Source organism: Streptomyces sp. NPDC055962 (assembly GCF_042270185.1).
Lineage (GTDB): Bacteria > Actinomycetota > Actinomycetes > Streptomycetales > Streptomycetaceae > Streptomyces.
This window is the reverse complement of the sequence record NZ_JBHJYN010000009.1, coordinates 46,530-63,277: the sequence shown is the minus strand read 5'-3', so window position 1 is coordinate 63,277 and position 16,748 is coordinate 46,530. Positions and strand designations below refer to the sequence as shown.

Genomic DNA, 16,748 nt, shown 5'->3' with positions numbered 1-16,748 from the left:
GGGAGGAAAAGGAAACGCGTACGCGCATGCCGGAGTTCGGGCGTGCGCCCTGGATGAGGTCCGGGGGTGCGGCAGGCTCAGGCGCAGCGACAGAGGGCGCTCGCGACACGTCCCAGATCGACGTGGCGGCGCTCCACGAGCGTGACCGAGCGGTCACCGAGGGGCTGCATGGGGCAGGAGCCTGCCAACGGGCCATGAGCCTGTCAACGGCGGTCTCGCACTGCGGACAGCCGTCCCACGCGGCAGAGGTCCGCTCGCCGTCCTCCCGCCCGGCTGAGGCGAACCAGTGAGGGCCGGAGAGTCACGGAGGCGGTTCGGGGGGCCGGACGGAAGGGTCACGGAGGCGGCTCGTGAGGGTCGGACGGATGGGGTGCGGAGGCGGTTCACGGGGTCGGGCCGGCGCCTCCTGGTGTGAGGCTCGCCACGAAACGAGCGTGCGGCCACCACCCGGGCCGTCGCCGTCCCGGGCTCATCCGCTGCCACGGGAGGGGTCGTGGTGGAGCGGAGTGGCCGCCCCGTCCGACCGGTCGGTAACCGCCCTCCATCCCGGTCCTCGGCGGCCCGAGCGCCACCGGGGCCGAAAGAGGGGCGGCGCCGGGTTCACCCGGAGTGATCGTCCGACCCCGGGTCCGGCGCCCGCCGGGAGCACGCCGGCGTCCTGCCCGCGGCCCCTGCCGGGCGGTCGTCCAATTCGGACCGGTGGTCGATCTCGCCTACACTCGGTGCCGTGCCTCGTGGTGATGGACGACTCAACCACGACCTGCTCCCCGGAGAGAAAGGCCCCCAGGACGCTTGCGGCGTCTTCGGTGTCTGGGCTCCGGGCGAAGAGGTCGCCAAGCTCACCTATTTCGGACTGTATGCCCTGCAGCACCGTGGACAGGAGTCCGCGGGCATCGCAGTGAGCAACGGGTCCCAGATCCTGGTCTTCAAGGACATGGGACTGGTCTCGCAGGTCTTCGACGAAACGTCTCTGGGATCGCTCCAGGGCCATATCGCGGTCGGTCATGCCCGCTACTCCACCACCGGTGCCTCGGTGTGGGAGAACGCGCAGCCGACGTTCCGTGCCACCGCGCACGGCTCGATCGCCCTGGGTCACAACGGCAACCTGGTCAATACGGCCCAGCTCGCCGAGATGGTCGCCGACCTTCCTCGTAAGGACGGGCGGGCCACCCAGGTCGCGGCGACCAACGACACCGATCTCGTGACCGCGCTGCTCGCCGGCCAGAGAGACGACGACGACAAGCCGCTCACCATCGAGGAAGCCGCCGCGAAGGTGCTCCCCGAGGTCAAGGGCGCCTTCTCGCTGGTCTTCATGGACGAGCACACGCTCTACGCCGCCCGTGACCCGCAGGGCATCCGCCCGCTGGTGCTCGGCCGCCTGGAGCGCGGCTGGGTGGTGGCCTCCGAGTCCGCCGCCCTCGACATCTGCGGTGCCAGCTTCGTCCGCGAGATCGAGCCGGGCGAGCTCGTCGCCATCGACGAGAACGGCCTGCGCACCTCGCGCTTCGCGGAAGCGAAGCCCAAGGGCTGTGTCTTCGAGTACGTCTACCTGGCCCGTCCCGACACCGACATCGCCGGCCGGAACGTGTACCTCTCCCGCGTGGAGATGGGCCGGAAGCTGGCGGCCGAGGCCCCCGTCGAGGCCGATCTGGTCATAGCGACGCCGGAATCCGGAACCCCCGCGGCCATCGGTTACGCCGAGGCGAGCGGAATTCCGTTCGGATCCGGACTGGTCAAGAACGCCTATGTCGGCCGGACCTTCATCCAGCCCTCGCAGACCATTCGCCAGCTGGGCATCAGGCTCAAGCTGAATCCGCTCAAGGAAGTCATCAAGGGCAAGCGCCTGGTGGTCGTGGACGACTCGATCGTCCGCGGCAACACCCAGCGGGCCCTGGTGAGGATGCTCCGCGAGGCGGGGGCGGCCGAGATCCACATCAGGATCTCCTCCCCGCCGGTGAAGTGGCCCTGCTTCTTCGGCATCGACTTCGCGACGCGGGCCGAGCTGATCGCCAACGGCATGACGGTCGACGAGATCGCCACCTCCATGGGTGCCGACTCGCTCTCCTACATCTCGATCGACTCGATGATCGAGGCGACGACGATCGACAAGCCGAATCTCTGCCGTGCCTGCTTCGACGGCGAATACCCGATGGAGCTTCCGGACCCGGAACTGCTCGGCAAGCAGCTGCTGGAGACGGAGCTGGCGGCCGGCCCCGCCGCGACCGCGGCGTCCGACGCACTGCGTCGTCCGTGACCCGGACCGACCGGTCGCTGCTCCACCAGCCCCGTATTCCCACACGAAAGATCCCGGGCCATGTCTGAGACAACAGGTGCTTCCTACGCTGCGGCGGGCGTCGACATCGAAGCCGGTGACCGCGCCGTCGAGCTGATGAAGGAGTGGGTGAAGAAGACGCAGCGCCCCGAGGTCGCCGGCCTCGGCGGTCTCGGTGGATTCGCCGGCCTCTTCGACGCCTCGGCGCTCAAGCGTTACGAGCGTCCCCTGCTCGCCTCCGCCACCGACGGCGTCGGCACGAAGGTCGATCTGGCCCGCCAGATGGGCGTGTACGACACCATCGGGCACGACCTCGTCGGCATGGTCGTCGACGACCTGGTCGTCTGCGGCGCGGAGCCGCTCTTCATGACCGACTACATCTGTGTCGGCAAGGTGCACCCCGAGCGGGTCGCGGCCATCGTGAAGGGCATTGCCGAGGGCTGTGTCCTGGCGGGCTGCGCTCTCGTCGGCGGCGAGACGGCCGAGCACCCGGGCCTGCTGGGCCCCGACGACTTCGACGTCGCGGGTGCCGGGACCGGCGTGGTCGAGGCCGACCGGCTGCTGGGCCCGGACCGTATCCGTAAGGGTGACGCCGTGATCGCGATGGCGTCGTCCGGGCTTCACTCCAACGGGTACTCGCTCGTGCGCCACGTGGTGTTCGACCGGGCCGGCTGGACCCTGGACCGCCAGGTCGAGGAGTTCGGCAGGACGCTCGGCGAGGAGCTCCTGGAGCCCACCAGGATCTACTCCCTGGACTGCCTGGCCCTGACCCGTACGACCGAGGTGCACGGCTTCAGCCACGTCACCGGCGGCGGTCTGGCCAACAACCTGGCCCGGGTGATCCCGGACGGGCTGCACGCGACGGTCGACCGGGGCACCTGGACGCCCGGCGCGGTCTTCGACCTGGTCGGCAGGGCCGGTCAGGTCGAGCAGCTGGAGCTGGAGAAGACGCTCAACATGGGTGTCGGCATGATCGCGGTCGTCCCGGCCGATTCGGTGGACGCCGCTCTGACGACGCTGGCCGACCGGGGTGTCGACTCCTGGGTCGCCGGTGAGATCACCGAGCGTGGGGACCACGCGACGGGCGCCGAACTGACCGGCAGCTACGCACGGTAGGACGCCATGACCGCCGGTCCGGGACACCACCGGACCGGCGGCGGGAGCCGTCGCTCCCCGCGTCGGCCGTGGTGGTACGTCGTCCGTCAGGACCGGGACAGCACAGAACCCGGTCCGGGCAGGCCCGGACCGGGTCGATGTGTCAGCGCGAGGTCAAGCGCCGCGGCGCTGTGACGACGGACCGGACTGCTCGTCCTCGTCCGCGTCCTCGTCGTCGTTGTACTGATCCGCGTACTGTGCGTACGGGTCATCTTCCTCGTCGTCGTCCTCGAACGGCTCGGCGTTCGGTGGCTGACTCGAAGGTGATGCGCCCAGCTCATTGGCCAGACGTGACAGGTCTGTTCCGCCGCTGCTGTACTTCAGCTGGCGGGCGACCTTGGTCTGCTTGGCCTTTGCCCGGCCGCGCCCCATGGCTCGACCCCCTCGGTGACGGGGCTCGACGGCCCCAGAGTCTTGACACGCGTTCATGTTTCAGGACGGACTCTCGGCAGAGAGACCGCGCCCGTGGCTTTAACGGTACCTGCTTCCTCGGCCATACGGTACGCCGCCCGCATCACGTGCCTCCGTGCAGGACCGCGGAGGAGCCCGTCCTCGCTGGTCAACCCCGATTTTAACCTCTTGTGGACGGCCGACCCGCCGACCCGAGTGAGTCTTGTCTCCCCGCGGCCCGCCGGCCCTCCTCCGCACCGCACGAGAGCCCCCGCCGCCGGCCCTTCGCAGCGGGCCGGTGACGGGGGCTCGGTGTCCGAGATGAGGGCCGGCGGTGCGCCGGAGCCGTCAGGCGCGGCGGGCGTCCGCCATCCGCTGTTCGGCGATCCGGTCGGCGGCGGCGGCCGGCGGAATCCCGTCTGCCTTCGCACGTGCGAATATGGCCAGCGTGGTGTCGAAGATCGTGGTGGCCTTCGCCTTGCACCGGTCGAAGTCGAAACCGTGGAGCTCATCGGCGACCTGGATCACGCCTCCGGCGTTCACCACGTAGTCCGGTGCGTACAAGACCGATCGGTCGGCCAAGTCCTTCTCGACCCCGGGGTGCGCGAGCTGGTTGTTGGCCGCGCCGCACACCACCTTGGCGGTCAGCACCGGGACGCTCTCGTCGTTCAGCGCGCCGCCGAGGGCGCACGGGGCGTAGATGTCGAGGCCCTCGGTGCGGACCAGCGCGTCCGTGTCCACGGCCACCGCGACCTCGGGGTGCAGGTCGGTGATCCGGCGTACGGACTCCTCGCGCACATCGGTCACCACGACCTCGGCGCCGTCGCTCAGCAGGTGCTCGACCAGGTGGCGGCCGACCTTGCCGACACCGGCGACGCCGACCTTGCGGCCGCGCAGGGTGGGGTCGCCCCACAGGTGCTGGGCCGAGGCCCGCATACCCTGGAAGACGCCGAACGCGGTGAGGACGGAGGAGTCGCCTGCGCCGCCGTTCTCGGGGGAGCGGCCGGTGGTCCAGCGGCACTCCCGGGCGACGACGTCCATGTCGGCCACGTAGGTCCCGACGTCACACGCCGTCACGTAGCGTCCGCCGAGCGAGGCCACGAAGCGGCCGTAGGCCAGGAGCAGTTCCTCGGACTTGACCAGGTCCGGGTCGCCGATGATGACGGCCTTGCCGCCGCCGTGGTCGAGGCCGGCCATGGCGTTCTTGTACGACATGCCGCGCGACAGGTTCAGCGCGTCCGCGACGGCCTCCTCCTCGGAGGCGTACGGGTAGAAGCGGGTCCCGCCGAGGGCCGGGCCCAGGGCGGTGGAGTGGAGGGCGATCACGGCCTTGAGGCCGCTGGCGCGGTCCTGGCAGATCACGACCTGCTCGTGACCTCCCTGGTCCGAGTGGAAGAGGGTGCGCAGGACATCAGCCGGGACGGGCACGCCGGTCACATCGGTCACTGTGGTGACTCCCAAGTACGAAGCGCGGAAGACCCTCCTGAAGGTGGGGAGGGCCCCGGACCGACCGGCAGCGGCCGGTCCGACTGGGCAAGAGCGTAAGTCCTCATGACACGCAGATCTGTTCCCGTGCCCGGGATCACCCCCCTGTGGAGTACGGGCGTGACACGATTTACCGCATGTCGGTGGTGTCTTCGGTGCTCGTCCCTTATGCGTCCTACCTGCGGGTGTACGAGCCGCTCGCCGCCTTCCGTGAACCCGAGCGGAGCCACTGGACGCGGTACGCGCAGCGCGCGGAGCTCCCCACGGCCCAGGACGAACTGCGCCGCTCCCTCGCGGATCTGGTTCCCACCCCGCCGGTGGCGGTGCCGGTCCACGAGAGTGCCGACGCCTTCGTCGCGGTGGTCGACGGCGCGATCTGCGTCTGCCCGTGGCGGACCCGGATGCGGGGCTGGCTGGCCATGGGTGAACTGGGGGGTCTGTTTCCGGCCACTGTGCTGGACGCCGTACTGCCCCCGGTGGTGCGGGGACAGGCGGAGGCGGACTACGAGCGGTGGGCCGAACGGAACCCGGACGCCCGTCCCTGGATCCGGACCACGGTGTGGCACGTCCCGGTGCGCTGGTTCGTGCTGTTCGACGACGAGGAGCGGGAGTACGTCGCCGCCTGTGCCGGCGTGGAGCGTCCCCTGCTGCGGTACCGGACCCCGATGGTGCAGGCGCGCCGCCGGCTGGCCAGGGCGCTGCGGACGCTGCGGGAGACCGTGGACGAAGGGCCGCTCACCGAAGGGCTCGTGGAGGTGGGGCGCTGGCTGGAGGAGTTCCATCCGCGCGCCATGGTCGAGCTGGACTACGGCGGCCTGGTGCATGCCCTGAGCGGCGAGCAGCTCGCCGGGGACCGTTCGGCCGCGGACGTGGCCGAGGGCATCGCGGCGCTGCGCTCCGGGGACAGCGATGCGGCGGGTGTCGCGTACGGACGTCTGGCCGACCGCTGGCGTGCGGTGCGCGACCTGCAGTCCTCCAACTAGGCCGAAGCGGTGTGAATTGGACCGCACCGCCGCATAGAGGGGTTATCCGCAGGGAAGAGACATCCTGTGAGGTGTCCGACATCCGTCGGCACCCAGGGAGTCCGGCGGAGGTGAACAGGGATGCCATGCGGCGAACTGACGAGCCATGAACCTGTGTCGAGTGTGACGCGTGCGACAGGTGAGGCGGGAGTCCACTCGTGGACGCCGGGACCTACGTCCTGAACCGGGCCTTTGCCTCAAGCGTGACGGATAGCACTAACGGGGCCCTTGCGCCCTTCCCTACTCCTCATGCCAAAATAGGACAAGGAGTCCGGGGAGGGCTCTGTCCGCCCAACTATGGGCGGAATGCTCAGCATTGCACGCTAATGGGGGGTCTGATGACTTCTGACGACTCCTGATCGCCCTGTGACTGATCGTTACTGGGGCGTGACTGTCCGCTATGGCATGGTCCATCGGCTTCCGTCGCTGATGAACACCTGGGAGGGCAATTCCATCGGTTTGGCCGACGTGGCTGGACGGATGGTGTAGTTGTAGTGCCGAGGACAAGCCGTTCGTCCTATAACCGACTCGGCCCGCGTCCGCCATTTCGGGCAACGCGGGTCAAGGTGCAGAATTTAGAGGAAAGAACCGAGAAGGTTCGGTTCTCCCGAGGAGGCCGCTCATGACCGCTCGCACCCCTGATGCCGAGCCGCTGCTGACCCCGGCTGAGGTTGCCACGATGTTCCGCGTGGACCCGAAGACGGTCACCCGTTGGGCAAAGGCTGGCAAGCTCACGTCCATCCGCACGCTCGGTGGACATCGCCGGTACCGCGAGGCAGAGGTCCGCGCACTGCTTGCGGGTATTCCGCAGCAGCGCAGCGAGGCCTGACACACCCCTGTCGCCGCAGCCACAACAGGGCACTGAAGGGTCCCCCAACCCCCGGTGTCCGCACTCATAGCTCCATACGACGGGTGCCCGCCCCAACGGGTGCCATGCCTGTGACATGCAGGTTCGTCGTTCGATCGCGCTGGACTCCGCCGGGTCCAGCGCGATCTTTTTGTGTCCGGGGGCGGGTGGGGTGCCCTCCGGGGGCGGGTCCGCCGGCGCCCACGGGGTGCCCGAACGGCCGCCGTGGCCGCCCGAACCTGCCGACGGGTCGGTTTGCGGGGGACCGTGTGCGACTCCGGGCGGGCCTGTTCGGGACTGTTCGCCCGGTCCCGGGTGCCGTGGGGCGGCTCGGGTGGAACGGTCCGGGATGTACGCCCGGGGCGGTGCAATGGCACATATTAAATTCGCCAGTTGTAGGAAGTGCGTAAAGTGCACCGCGCCCAAAACTGATGAGGTGACTCCCGTCACACCGGCATGGTCTTGCCAACTACGAGCCTGCCACTGCGGGGGTGTGCCCGGCTGCGGGAGTTGGTCATGCCGCAGGGGGACTTTCGTCCCCGGAGCGGGCCTCCGTCCGGCTCCCCGGCCGGACTTCGGGGAGGGTCCCGGGGGTGTGCGCGCGTCCACCGCCCTCCGGCGGAGCCTCGTGCGGGAGGGGTGGCGCCCCGCTCTCCGTCGCGGGCGCTCCGGCGGCCGTCTCCGGGGCGCGCGCGGGCTCGGCCGAGTTGCCGGGCCCTCCGGGCGCGCAAGGCGCCTGTGGGGCCGTCAGGGGCTCCATGGCGAGTCGCAGCAGCCGGTGGCAGATCGGGCAGTGCCGGGTGAGGTGGCGGTAGCCGGAGGCGGCCGCCAGGTGGGCGCGCAGCAGCGCGCGGGTCTCGTGCCTTTCCGTGGGCGCAGGCATGCGTGCGGCCTCCCGGTGGACCCGGCCGCCCCGGGTCGAGGGAAACAGGGGCGGACTCCGTCCTACGGAGTTACCCGCGGCGGACGCCGGCGTCAAGACGCACGAAAGCCCGGATCCAGGGGATCCGGGCTTTCGTCTACTGCGGTCCTGACGGGATTTGAACCCGCGGCCTCCACCTTGACAGGGTGGCGAGCACTCCAAACTGCTCCACAGGACCAGGTTTTCGCTTCCGGCCTTGCGGCTGGCTGCGAAGACAGACTCTACAGGAGGTCCCGGGGCCAGGTCGAACTCACCCAGCGTGCGGGCTCCACTACGCCCTGCCGGAGGGCCGGTTCAGGGTGCGGCCGCGTCGATCGCCTTCACGATCCGCTTGTCGGAGACGGGCTGGGCGGTGCCCAGGGCGTGCGCGAAGTAGCTCACCCGGAGCTCCTCGATCATCCAGCGGATGTCCAGGACCTCCTGGGTCACGGGCCGTCCCTGCGGCAGCTGTTCGAGCAGCCAGGCGTACTCGTCCTGCATCTCGTGGACCTTCTCCATGCGCGTGGTGTCGCGCTGGACGTTCGTCGGCATCTGCTGGAGGCGGCGGTCCGCGGCGACGAGGTAGCGCATCAGGTCGGGCAGCCTGCGCAGTCCGGTCGCGGTGACGAACCCGGGTGGCACGAGGCGGGCCAGCTGGTCCCGTACGTCTGTCACGTTGTTGATCAGGACCAGGCTGCTGGTCGACTTCAGGCGGCGCTCGCAGGCCTGCCAGGCGGCCAGGACCTGTTGCACCTGGCTGATGGTGCGGACGGTGAGGTCCACCAGGTCGGCGCGCACCTTGTCGTAGAGCTTCCGGAAGGACGCCTCGTCCCAGGCGGGGCCCCCGTGCGCGGCGATCAGGCGGTCGGCCGCGGCGGTCGCGCAGTCGTCGAACAGCGCCTGGATGGAGCCGTGCGGATTGCGGGACAGCGCCAGCTTCTGCTGGTTGGTGAGCTTGTCCGAGGCGAATTTGGCCGGATTGACCGGGATGTTCAGCAGGATCAGCTTCCGGGTGCCGCGCCACATCGCCTGCTGCTGCTCGGCCTCCGTGTCGAAGAGCCGGACGGCCACGGTCTCGCCCTGGTCGGTGAGGGCCGGATACGCCTTCACCGGCTGGCCGGCCCGCCGGGTCTCGAACACACGGTTCAGGGTGCCGATGGTCCAGTCCGTGAGGCCCGAACGCTCGATGGACTCGCCCGAGGGCCCCGCGGTGGCCGCGGCCGCCTTGGAGAGTGCCTGGCGGGCCTTGGGGCGCAGCTGGACCTTCAGCGCCTCCAGGTCCTTGTCCTCGGCCACCTTGCGGCGCCGTTCGTCGGTGATCCGGAAGGTGATCTTCAGGTGGTCGGGGATGCGGGACAGGTCGAAGTCGTCGGCCGTGACCGGGACGCCGACCATCCGCTGGAGCTCGCGGGCGAGCGTGAACGGCAGGGGTTCCTGGAGCGGGACGGCCCGGTCGAGGAACGCGCCGGCGTAGTTCGGTGCGGGGACGTAGTGCCGGCGGATCGGCTTGGGCAGCGAGCGGATCAGCTCGGTGACCACCTCCTCGCGCAGGCCCGGGATCTGCCAGTCGAAGCCCTCGGAGGTGACCTGGTTGAGCACCTGGAGCGGGATGTGGACGGTCACGCCGTCGGCGTCCGCGCCCGGCTCGAACTGGTAGGTCACCCGGAACTTGAGCTTGCCCTGCCGCCAGGAGTCCGGGTAGTCGTCCTTGGTGACGGCCCCGGCCTTCTCGTTGATGAGCATCGAGCGCTCGAAGTCGAGCGCGTCCGGCTCGTCACGGCGCTTGTGCTTCCACCAGGAGTCGAAGTGCGCCCCGGAGACGATGTGCTCAGGGATCCGCCCGTCGTAGAAGTCGAAGAGCGTCTCGTCGTCCACGAGGATGTCGCGGCGCCGGGCGCGGTGCTCCAACTCCTCGACCTCGCCGAGCAGTTTGCGGTTGTCGTGGAAGAACTGGTGGTGGGTGCGCCAGTCGCCCTCGACCAGGGCGTTGCGGATGAACAGATCGCGCGACGCCTCCTGGTCGATCCGGCCGAAATTGATCTTGCGCTGGGCGACGATCGGCACTCCGTAGAGCGTGACCCGCTCGTACGCCATGACCGCTGCCTGGTCCTTCTCCCAGTGCGGCTCGCTGTAGGTCCGCTTCAGCAGGTGCTGGGCGAGTGGCTCGATCCACTCCGGTTCGACCTTCGCGTTGACCCGCGCCCACAGGCGCGACGTCTCGACCAGCTCGGCCGACATCACGAAGCGCGGCTGCTTCTTGAAGAGCGCCGACCCCGGGAAGATCGCGAACTTGGCGCTGCGCGCGCCCAGGTACTCGTTCTTCTCGGTGTCCTTCAGTCCGATGTGCGACAGCAGCCCGGCCAGCAGCGAGGTGTGCACCGCCTGCTCGGGCACGCCCTCGTCGGCCTTGGGCTCCTCGACGGTGATGCCCATCTGCTTGGCGACCGTGCGCAGCTGCGTGTAGATGTCCTGCCACTCACGGATCCGCAGGAAGTTCAGGTACTCCTGCTTGCACATCCGGCGGAAGGAGGACGAGCCGCGCTCCTTCTGCTGCTCGCGGACGTAGCGCCAGAGATTCAGGTACGCCAGGAAGTCGGACGTCTCGTCCTTGAAGCGGGCGTGGTTCTGGTCGGCCTGGGTCTGCTTCTCCGAGGGCCGCTCGCGCGGGTCCTGGATGGAGAGCGCCGCGGCGATGACCATGACCTCGCGGGCGCAGCCGTTCTTGTCGGCCTCGATGACCATGCGGGCCAGGCGGGGGTCCACCGGCAGCTGGGAGAGCTTGCGGCCCAGCGGGGTGAGGCGCTGCCCCCGCTTCCCCTCCTGGGGGGACTTCTCCGCCTGCTCGAGGGCGCCCAGCTCCTGGAGGAGCTGCACGCCGTCGCGGATGTTGCGGTGGTCCGGCGGGTCGATGAAGGGGAACTTCTCGATGTCGCCGAGGCCGGCCGCGGTCATCTGGAGGATGACGGAGGCGAGGTTCGTCCGCAGGATCTCGGGGTCGGTGAACTCCGGACGGGTGAGGAAGTCGTCCTCGGAGTACAGCCGGATGCAGATGCCGTCCGACGTGCGGCCGCAGCGGCCCTTGCGCTGGTTGGCGCTGGCCTGCGAGATCCGCTCGATCGGCAGCCGCTGGACCTTGGTGCGGTGGCTGTAGCGGGAGATGCGGGCGTTGCCCGGGTCGATCACGTACTTGATGCCGGGGACGGTCAGGGAGGTCTCGGCGACGTTCGTCGCCAGGACGATCCTGCGGGTGATGCCGCTGGGGGTCCGCTGGAACACGCGGTGCTGCTCGGCGTGCGAGAGGCGCGCGTAGAGAGGGAGCACCTCGGTGTGTCTGAGACTGCGCTTGTTCAGGGCGTCCGCGGTGTCGCGGATCTCCCGCTCCCCGGAGAGGAAGACGAGGACGTCGCCGGGACCCTCGTGGTCCAGCTCGTCCACCGCGTCGCAGATCGCGGTGATCTGATCGCGGTCGGAGTCCGAGGAGTCCTCCTCGAGGAGGGGGCGGTAGCGCACCTCCACGGGATACGTACGCCCGCTGACCTCCACGATCGGCGCCTCGCCGAAATGCTTGGCGAAGCGCTCCGGATCGATGGTCGCCGAGGTGATGACGACCTTCAGATCAGGACGCTTGGGCAGCAGCCGGGCCAGATAGCCCAGCAGGAAGTCGATGTTGAGCGACCGCTCGTGGGCCTCGTCGATGATGATCGTGTCGTAGGCCAGCAGCTCGCGGTCCGTCTGGATCTCGGCCAGCAGGATGCCGTCCGTCATCAGCTTCACGAAGGTCGCGTCCGGGTTCACCTGGTCGGTGAAGCGCACCTTCCAGCCGACGGCCTCGCCGAGCGGGGTTCTCAGCTCGTCGGCGACGCGCTCGGCGACCGTGCGCGCCGCGATCCGCCGGGGCTGGGTGTGCCCGATCATCCCCCGGACGCCGCGCCCCAGCTCCATGCAGATCTTGGGGATCTGCGTGGTCTTGCCCGAGCCGGTCTCGCCCGCGACGATCACGACCTGGTGGTCGCGTATCGCCTCCAGGATCTCGTCCTTCTTCTGGCTGACCGGAAGCTGCTCCGGGTACGACAGGGCGGGCATCCGGGAGGCGCGCCCCGCGAGCCGTTCGGACGCCTTTCCGGCCTCGGCCGAGATCTCGTCCAGCACGGACTGGCGGGCCTCGGGCTTGCGGATGCGGCGGGCACCCTCCAGACGGCGGCCGAGCCGGTGCGCGTCGCGGAGCGAGAGCTGCCCGAGCTGGGTCTGGAGATCGGCGAAGGAAGTAGACATACGGATCCCAGGATCTCACCCGGGCGCGAGGAGTGGCGAACGTATTTCACCCGGGCCGCGTCGGGCGGGTCCCCGGAGGGCTCGACCCCGTGGTGGCGGTCACAGAAGGAGACGAAGACGTCACAGCGCGTACCATTTCGGACAGTCGGCCACCCCTTCCGTGCAAGGCGGTCCCATGTCCCGGGAGATATCCGATCCCGCCGAACGCTCCGCGCCGGGGGCGCAGGCGGGCCCCCTCCGCTCCCTCCTTCCTACGTCCCGCTCGCCCCCACGCACCCGCACGGAGCGCCGCATGACCACGCCCGCCCGCCACCGCCCGCCCTCCGCGAAGGAGCCGTCCTCCCTGAGGAAGCCGCTGTTCTTCGGCCTCGTCACCGTGCTCGCCGCCGGGCTCCTCGGCTTCGTCTCCTACCGGGCGACCGCCCCGGACGCACCTGCTTCGGACACCCCGGCCGCCGCCACGGACACCGGGCCGGAGCGGGACGTCCGCCGGGAGCTGGCGGAACTCGCCCGGCGCGACCCGGACGACGGGCTGGCGCGAGGGCGGACCGACGCCCCGGTCGTCCTGATCGAGTACGCGGACTTCCAGTGCGGCTACTGCGGGAAGTTCGCCCGGGACACCGAGCCCGAGCTGATCAAGAGGTACGTCGAGGACGGCACCCTGCGCATCGAGTGGCGGAACTTCCCGATCTTCGGCAAGGCGTCCGAGGCGGCGGCCCGCGCCTCCTGGGCGGCGGGCCGCCAGGACCGCTTCTGGGCCTTCCACCGGGCCGCCTACGCCGAGGACGCCAAGGGGAAGGGCTTCGGCGCGGACCGTCTCAGGACACTCGCCCGGCAGGCCGGTGTGAAGGACCTGGACCGCTTCACGCGCGACGCCGGCAGCGCGGCGGCCGCGGCGGCGGTCGCCGCCGACCAGGAGCAGGCGTACGGGATCGGGGCCACGTCCACCCCGTCCTTCCTCGTCAACGGCAGCCCCCTGGCCGGAGCCCAGCCCCTGGCGGTCTTCACCCAGGCCATCGAGGCGGCGGCGGCGGAGGAAGCGAACGTCGGGAGCGCAGGGGACCCCGCGAAGTGACCCCGGACATCGGATACTTCGCCGCCCTGCTCGGCGGCCTGCTCGCCCTGGTCAGCCCGTGCAGCGCCCTGCTGCTCCCGGCCTTCTTCGCCTACAGCGTCGACTCCGCCTCACGGCTCCTGGCACGCACGGGCGTCTTCTACGCCGGTCTCGCCACCACCCTCGTCCCGCTCGGAGCCGCGGGCTCCTACGCCGGCAGGCTCTTCTACGGACACCGGGACGCCCTCGTGCTGGGCGCGGGCTGGCTGATCATCGGACTGGGCGTGGCCCAGATCGCCGGCCTGGGCTTCGCCTCCCGGCGGATGGCGGAGCTCAGCGGCCGGATCCGGCCCACGAAGGCCCTCTCCGTCTACGCCCTGGGTGCGGTCTACGGGCTGGCCGGCTTCTGCGCCGGCCCCGTCCTCGGCAGCGTCCTCACGGTGGCGGCCGTCAGCGGCAGCCCCGTCTACGGGGGGCTCCTGCTCGCCGTCTACGCCCTCGGCATGGCCGTCCCCCTGTTCGTGCTCGCCCTGCTCTGGGACCGCTTCGACCTCGGGCGGCGAGCCTGGCTGCGCGGCAGGCCGCTGCGCGCCGGCCGCTTCGAGGTGCACAGCACCTCGCTGCTCTCCGGCCTCTTCTTCGCCGGCCTCGGGGTGCTCTTCCTCGTGTACGACGGGACGGCCGCGCTGCCCGGACTCCTCGACGTGGACGCCTCGTTCGCCGTCGAGGAGTGGGCGCGGCGGGCCGGCGAGCGGGTGTCGGACGCGGCGGCGCTGGGGGCCGCGGTCGTCGTGGTGCTGCTGGTCCTCGCGGTGCAGGTGTGGCGGAGGCGTACCGGCCGCAAGGGGGAAGAGGCGGTCTGAGGGCAGCGGGACGCACCCGGACACGACGAAGGCCCCGTCCGGTGGACGGGGCCTTCGGGTTGGTGGCTGGGGCCGGGATCGAACCGGCGACCTATCGCTTTTCAGGCGATCGCTCGTACCAACTGAGCTACCCAGCCACGCAGCTCGTACGGGCTGCAAGCGGTCCTGACGGGATTTGAACCCGCGGCCTCCACCTTGACAGGGTGGCGAGCACTCCAAACTGCTCCACAGGACCACGCTCATGCGCGAGACAAGTCTCGCACACGGTGAAGCGTGCCCCCAACGGGATGCGAACCCGGCATCCTCACCTTCCTGACCCGCGGACATCCGCGGGAGCCGGGCTGGTGCCACGGGGTGCGCACGCGGAGCAGCGTGGGTTCCGCGCGGGGAGGAGCGGGGCCCGACGCCGGGGAACCACGGCACTCCGGTGCTGACGCGGCAGCGCCCTGTCGGCACCTGAAGCGTCGGGTCGACGGCGATCACGGGCTCTGCTCGGGCATGCAACGAGAACGCCCCGGACGGCATGCCGTCCGGGGCGTTCTTCGTGCTGGTGGCTGGGGCCGGGATCGAACCGGCGACCTATCGCTTTTCAGGCGATCGCTCGTACCAACTGAGCTACCCAGCCACGCAGTTCGCCGAGGCGATCTGCAAGCGGTCCTGACGGGATTTGAACCCGCGGCCTCCACCTTGACAGGGTGGCGAGCACTCCAAACTGCTCCACAGGACCATATTTACGTATGCGAACGAATTCGCATACGTAACGTTATACGTGCCCCCAACGGGATTCGAACCCGTGCTACCGCCTTGAAAGGGCGGCGTCCTGGGCCACTAGACGATGAGGGCTAAGGGCCCACCTGCGCGCTTTCCAGCGCGTCGGGGACGTGAGAAGCATATGGGATGCGGGGAGGTATCGCCAAAACGGTTTACGGGGAGGTCGTCGAGACGCTCGGCGAGGGGGCGGGACTCTTCAGGTTCTCCTCCGGGAGATGGCGGCCGACCTCGGCCGTCGTCAGGCCCAGACCCCCGAGGGTGATCTCGTCCCACGCCTGCAGATGCCGGGTGGAGCGGTCCAGGTAGAGCACCGAGGCGCGCACCTTCTCGGGCTTGTCGTTCTGCACGGCGCGCAGTCCGCCGCCGCCCGCGGAGCCCTCGACCTTGAGCCGCGTCCCCAGCGGCAGCAGTTCGTTCACCCGGTGGTGGACATGGCCGGCCAGGACCAGCGGAACCGTTCCGTCCGTCTCCCGTGCCGCGTTCGGGTCGTGGGCCACCGCGATGTCCACCGGGGTGCCCGCACGCCTCTGGTCGCGCAGCGCCGAGGCGAGACGCATACCCGCCAGCTGCTCGGCCGCCTTGCCGCCGGTGGGACGCGTGCGGTCCGGGGTGAACTGGGGGTCCCCGGTGCCCGCGATGCGCACACCGGCCACGGTGACGGCCTCGCCCTCGTCCAGGACGTGCACGTTCTTCATCTTCTCCAGGTAGGCCTGGGTCTCCCTCGAGTCGTGGTTCCCCCGCACCCACACGTAGGGCGCACCGAGGTCGCGGGCCGGGTCGAGGAAGCCGTTCTCCGCGGCCGTGCCGTGGTCCATCGTGTCCCCGGAGTCGATGATCACGTCGATCTCGTACTGCTCCACGAGCGAGCCGATGATGTGCCACGCGGCGGGGTTGAGGTGGATGTCGGAGACCTGCAGGACCCGGATGGTCGCCGGGTCCGGCTTGTACACGGGGAGCGTGGACGTGGCGTCGTACAGCTTGGTGACGTTGGTGACGAGCCGGGCCAGCTCCTGCTGGTAGACGTCGAACTCGGTGACGATCGACCGGGCGTCGCCCACGACCGAAGGGGCGCTGGAGAGCAGCCCCGAGAACTTGGGCTCCAGCACGGACTTCGGGTTCCACGTGGCGTACGCGCTGACCCCCGAGGCGGCCAGCAGGGCCAGGGCGAGGCCTCCGGCGGCCAGGGCGCGGCGCGGACGCCGGTAGACGACGAGGCCGAGGGCGGTGGCACCGGAGACCACGGCCACACAGGAGCGGACGGCCAGCTCCCGGGTTCCGGCGGCGACGTCGTGGGTGACCTCGTCCTGGAGGCCGGAGAGGCGCTCGGGGTGCTTCACCAGGGCCTGCGAGCGCTCCGGGTCCAGCTGGTCCACGTCCACGTCCAGGCGGACCGGGGCGTGGTGGGAGTCCAGCTCCAGGGCGCCGAGTGGTGACACGTTGATCTTGGTGCCGCCGTTCACCGACGGCCGGAGGGTCATGGTGGTGTCCATGGGTCCCACCGGCGTACGCACACTGCCGACGACCAGGAGCCCGAGCCAGGCGCCCAGGACGACCACGGCGAGCAGGCCGAGCGCGCGTTTCCAGGGGTGCGTGGCGGGGACGAGCCCGCCGACGGGGACGGGGGCGGGGGCGGGGGTGCGCGGGCGGCGGAGGCGGCGGACACGGGCGGCTGCGGCGTGGAACGGGCGTGCCATTGGGCGCGTATGCCCCGTTCGG

General features: G+C 70.1%; 12 protein-coding genes and 6 tRNA genes. 6 read left to right on the top strand and 12 right to left on the bottom strand.

Features of this window, described 5'->3' with window-relative positions; genetic code table 11:
• Positions 1-77: 77 nt before the first annotated feature.
• Positions 78-170, bottom strand: coding sequence for a putative leader peptide (locus ACFC51_RS24350; RefSeq protein WP_376372008.1), 93 nt, complete (start codon positions 168-170; stop codon positions 78-80).
• A gap of 557 nt (positions 171-727) precedes the next feature.
• On the opposite strand from ACFC51_RS24350, the gene purF reads away from it, so the two are divergent.
• Both purF and purM read left to right on the top strand, forming a co-directional pair.
• A complete protein-coding gene (gene purF / locus ACFC51_RS24345; RefSeq protein WP_376372006.1) occupies positions 728-2,254 on the top strand; it encodes an amidophosphoribosyltransferase in 1,527 nt (508 codons plus the stop codon).
• Positions 2,255-2,314: 60 nt separating this feature from the next.
• Entirely contained in the window at positions 2,315-3,388 is a 1,074-nt protein-coding gene (purM, locus tag ACFC51_RS24340) for a phosphoribosylformylglycinamidine cyclo-ligase (protein ID WP_376372003.1), read from the top strand.
• Between the two features lie 153 nt (positions 3,389-3,541).
• Here the strand turns inward: purM and ACFC51_RS24335 are convergent, their stop codons facing one another.
• Positions 3,542-3,799 carry a DUF3073 domain-containing protein gene (locus ACFC51_RS24335; protein WP_376372000.1) on the bottom strand — a complete coding sequence of 86 codons (258 nt, stop codon included), beginning with the start codon at positions 3,797-3,799 and terminating at the stop codon, positions 3,542-3,544.
• A 366-nt stretch (positions 3,800-4,165) separates the two neighbouring features.
• The gene (locus ACFC51_RS24330) at positions 4,166-5,263 is read right to left on the bottom strand and encodes a Leu/Phe/Val dehydrogenase (protein ID WP_376530734.1); all 1,098 of its coding nucleotides are present in this window, start codon (positions 5,261-5,263) and stop codon (positions 4,166-4,168) included.
• A 176-nt stretch (positions 5,264-5,439) separates the two neighbouring features.
• Here ACFC51_RS24330 and ACFC51_RS24325 point away from each other — a divergent pair, with 176 nt between their 5' ends.
• Together ACFC51_RS24325 and bldC are read left to right on the top strand one after the other, a co-directional pair.
• Positions 5,440-6,285 carry a hypothetical protein gene (locus ACFC51_RS24325; RefSeq protein ID WP_376530732.1) on the top strand — a complete coding sequence of 282 codons (846 nt, stop codon included), beginning with the start codon at positions 5,440-5,442 and terminating at the stop codon, positions 6,283-6,285.
• A gap of 661 nt (positions 6,286-6,946) precedes the next feature.
• On the top strand, positions 6,947-7,153 hold the full coding sequence (gene bldC, locus ACFC51_RS24320) for a developmental transcriptional regulator BldC (RefSeq protein ID WP_003949541.1): 207 nt from the start codon (positions 6,947-6,949) through the stop codon (positions 7,151-7,153).
• Positions 7,154-7,685: 532 nt separating this feature from the next.
• Here the strand turns inward: bldC and ACFC51_RS24315 are convergent.
• From ACFC51_RS24315 to hrpA, 3 genes are all read right to left on the bottom strand, one after another.
• The gene (locus tag ACFC51_RS24315; protein ID WP_376371992.1) at positions 7,686-8,054 is read right to left on the bottom strand and encodes a DUF6274 family protein; all 369 of its coding nucleotides are present in this window, start codon (positions 8,052-8,054) and stop codon (positions 7,686-7,688) included.
• A 142-nt stretch (positions 8,055-8,196) separates the two neighbouring features.
• A tRNA-Asp gene (locus ACFC51_RS24310) sits at positions 8,197-8,271 on the bottom strand.
• Positions 8,272-8,387: 116 nt separating this feature from the next.
• Positions 8,388-12,344, bottom strand: coding sequence for an ATP-dependent RNA helicase HrpA (hrpA, locus tag ACFC51_RS24305; RefSeq protein ID WP_376371990.1), 3,957 nt, complete (start codon positions 12,342-12,344; stop codon positions 8,388-8,390).
• Positions 12,345-12,636: 292 nt separating this feature from the next.
• Here hrpA and ACFC51_RS24300 point away from each other — a divergent pair, with 292 nt between their 5' ends.
• Together ACFC51_RS24300 and ACFC51_RS24295 are read left to right on the top strand one after the other, a co-directional pair.
• Positions 12,637-13,419: a DsbA family protein gene (locus ACFC51_RS24300; protein ID WP_376371987.1), complete on the top strand. Its 783-nt coding sequence runs from the start codon at positions 12,637-12,639 to the stop codon at positions 13,417-13,419.
• Positions 13,416-14,261, top strand: coding sequence for a cytochrome c biogenesis CcdA family protein (locus ACFC51_RS24295; protein WP_376371984.1), 846 nt, complete (start codon positions 13,416-13,418; stop codon positions 14,259-14,261). The genes ACFC51_RS24300 and ACFC51_RS24295 overlap by 4 nt, the downstream gene beginning before the upstream one ends.
• A gap of 60 nt (positions 14,262-14,321) precedes the next feature.
• Here the strand turns inward: ACFC51_RS24295 and ACFC51_RS24290 are convergent.
• The 6 genes from ACFC51_RS24290 to ACFC51_RS24265 all read right to left on the bottom strand — a co-directional run bounded on the left by ACFC51_RS24290 (position 14,322) and on the right by ACFC51_RS24265 (position 16,726).
• A tRNA-Phe gene (locus ACFC51_RS24290) sits at positions 14,322-14,398 on the bottom strand.
• 23 nt (positions 14,399-14,421) lie between these two features.
• Positions 14,422-14,496, bottom strand: a tRNA-Asp gene (locus ACFC51_RS24285).
• 313 nt (positions 14,497-14,809) lie between these two features.
• A tRNA-Phe gene (locus ACFC51_RS24280) sits at positions 14,810-14,886 on the bottom strand.
• A gap of 27 nt (positions 14,887-14,913) precedes the next feature.
• A tRNA-Asp gene (locus tag ACFC51_RS24275) sits at positions 14,914-14,988 on the bottom strand.
• A gap of 43 nt (positions 14,989-15,031) precedes the next feature.
• Positions 15,032-15,104 (bottom strand) — tRNA-Glu (locus ACFC51_RS24270).
• Positions 15,105-15,184: 80 nt separating this feature from the next.
• A complete protein-coding gene (locus ACFC51_RS24265; protein ID WP_376530729.1) occupies positions 15,185-16,726 on the bottom strand; it encodes a metallophosphoesterase in 1,542 nt (513 codons plus the stop codon).
• Positions 16,727-16,748: the final 22 nt, after the last annotated feature.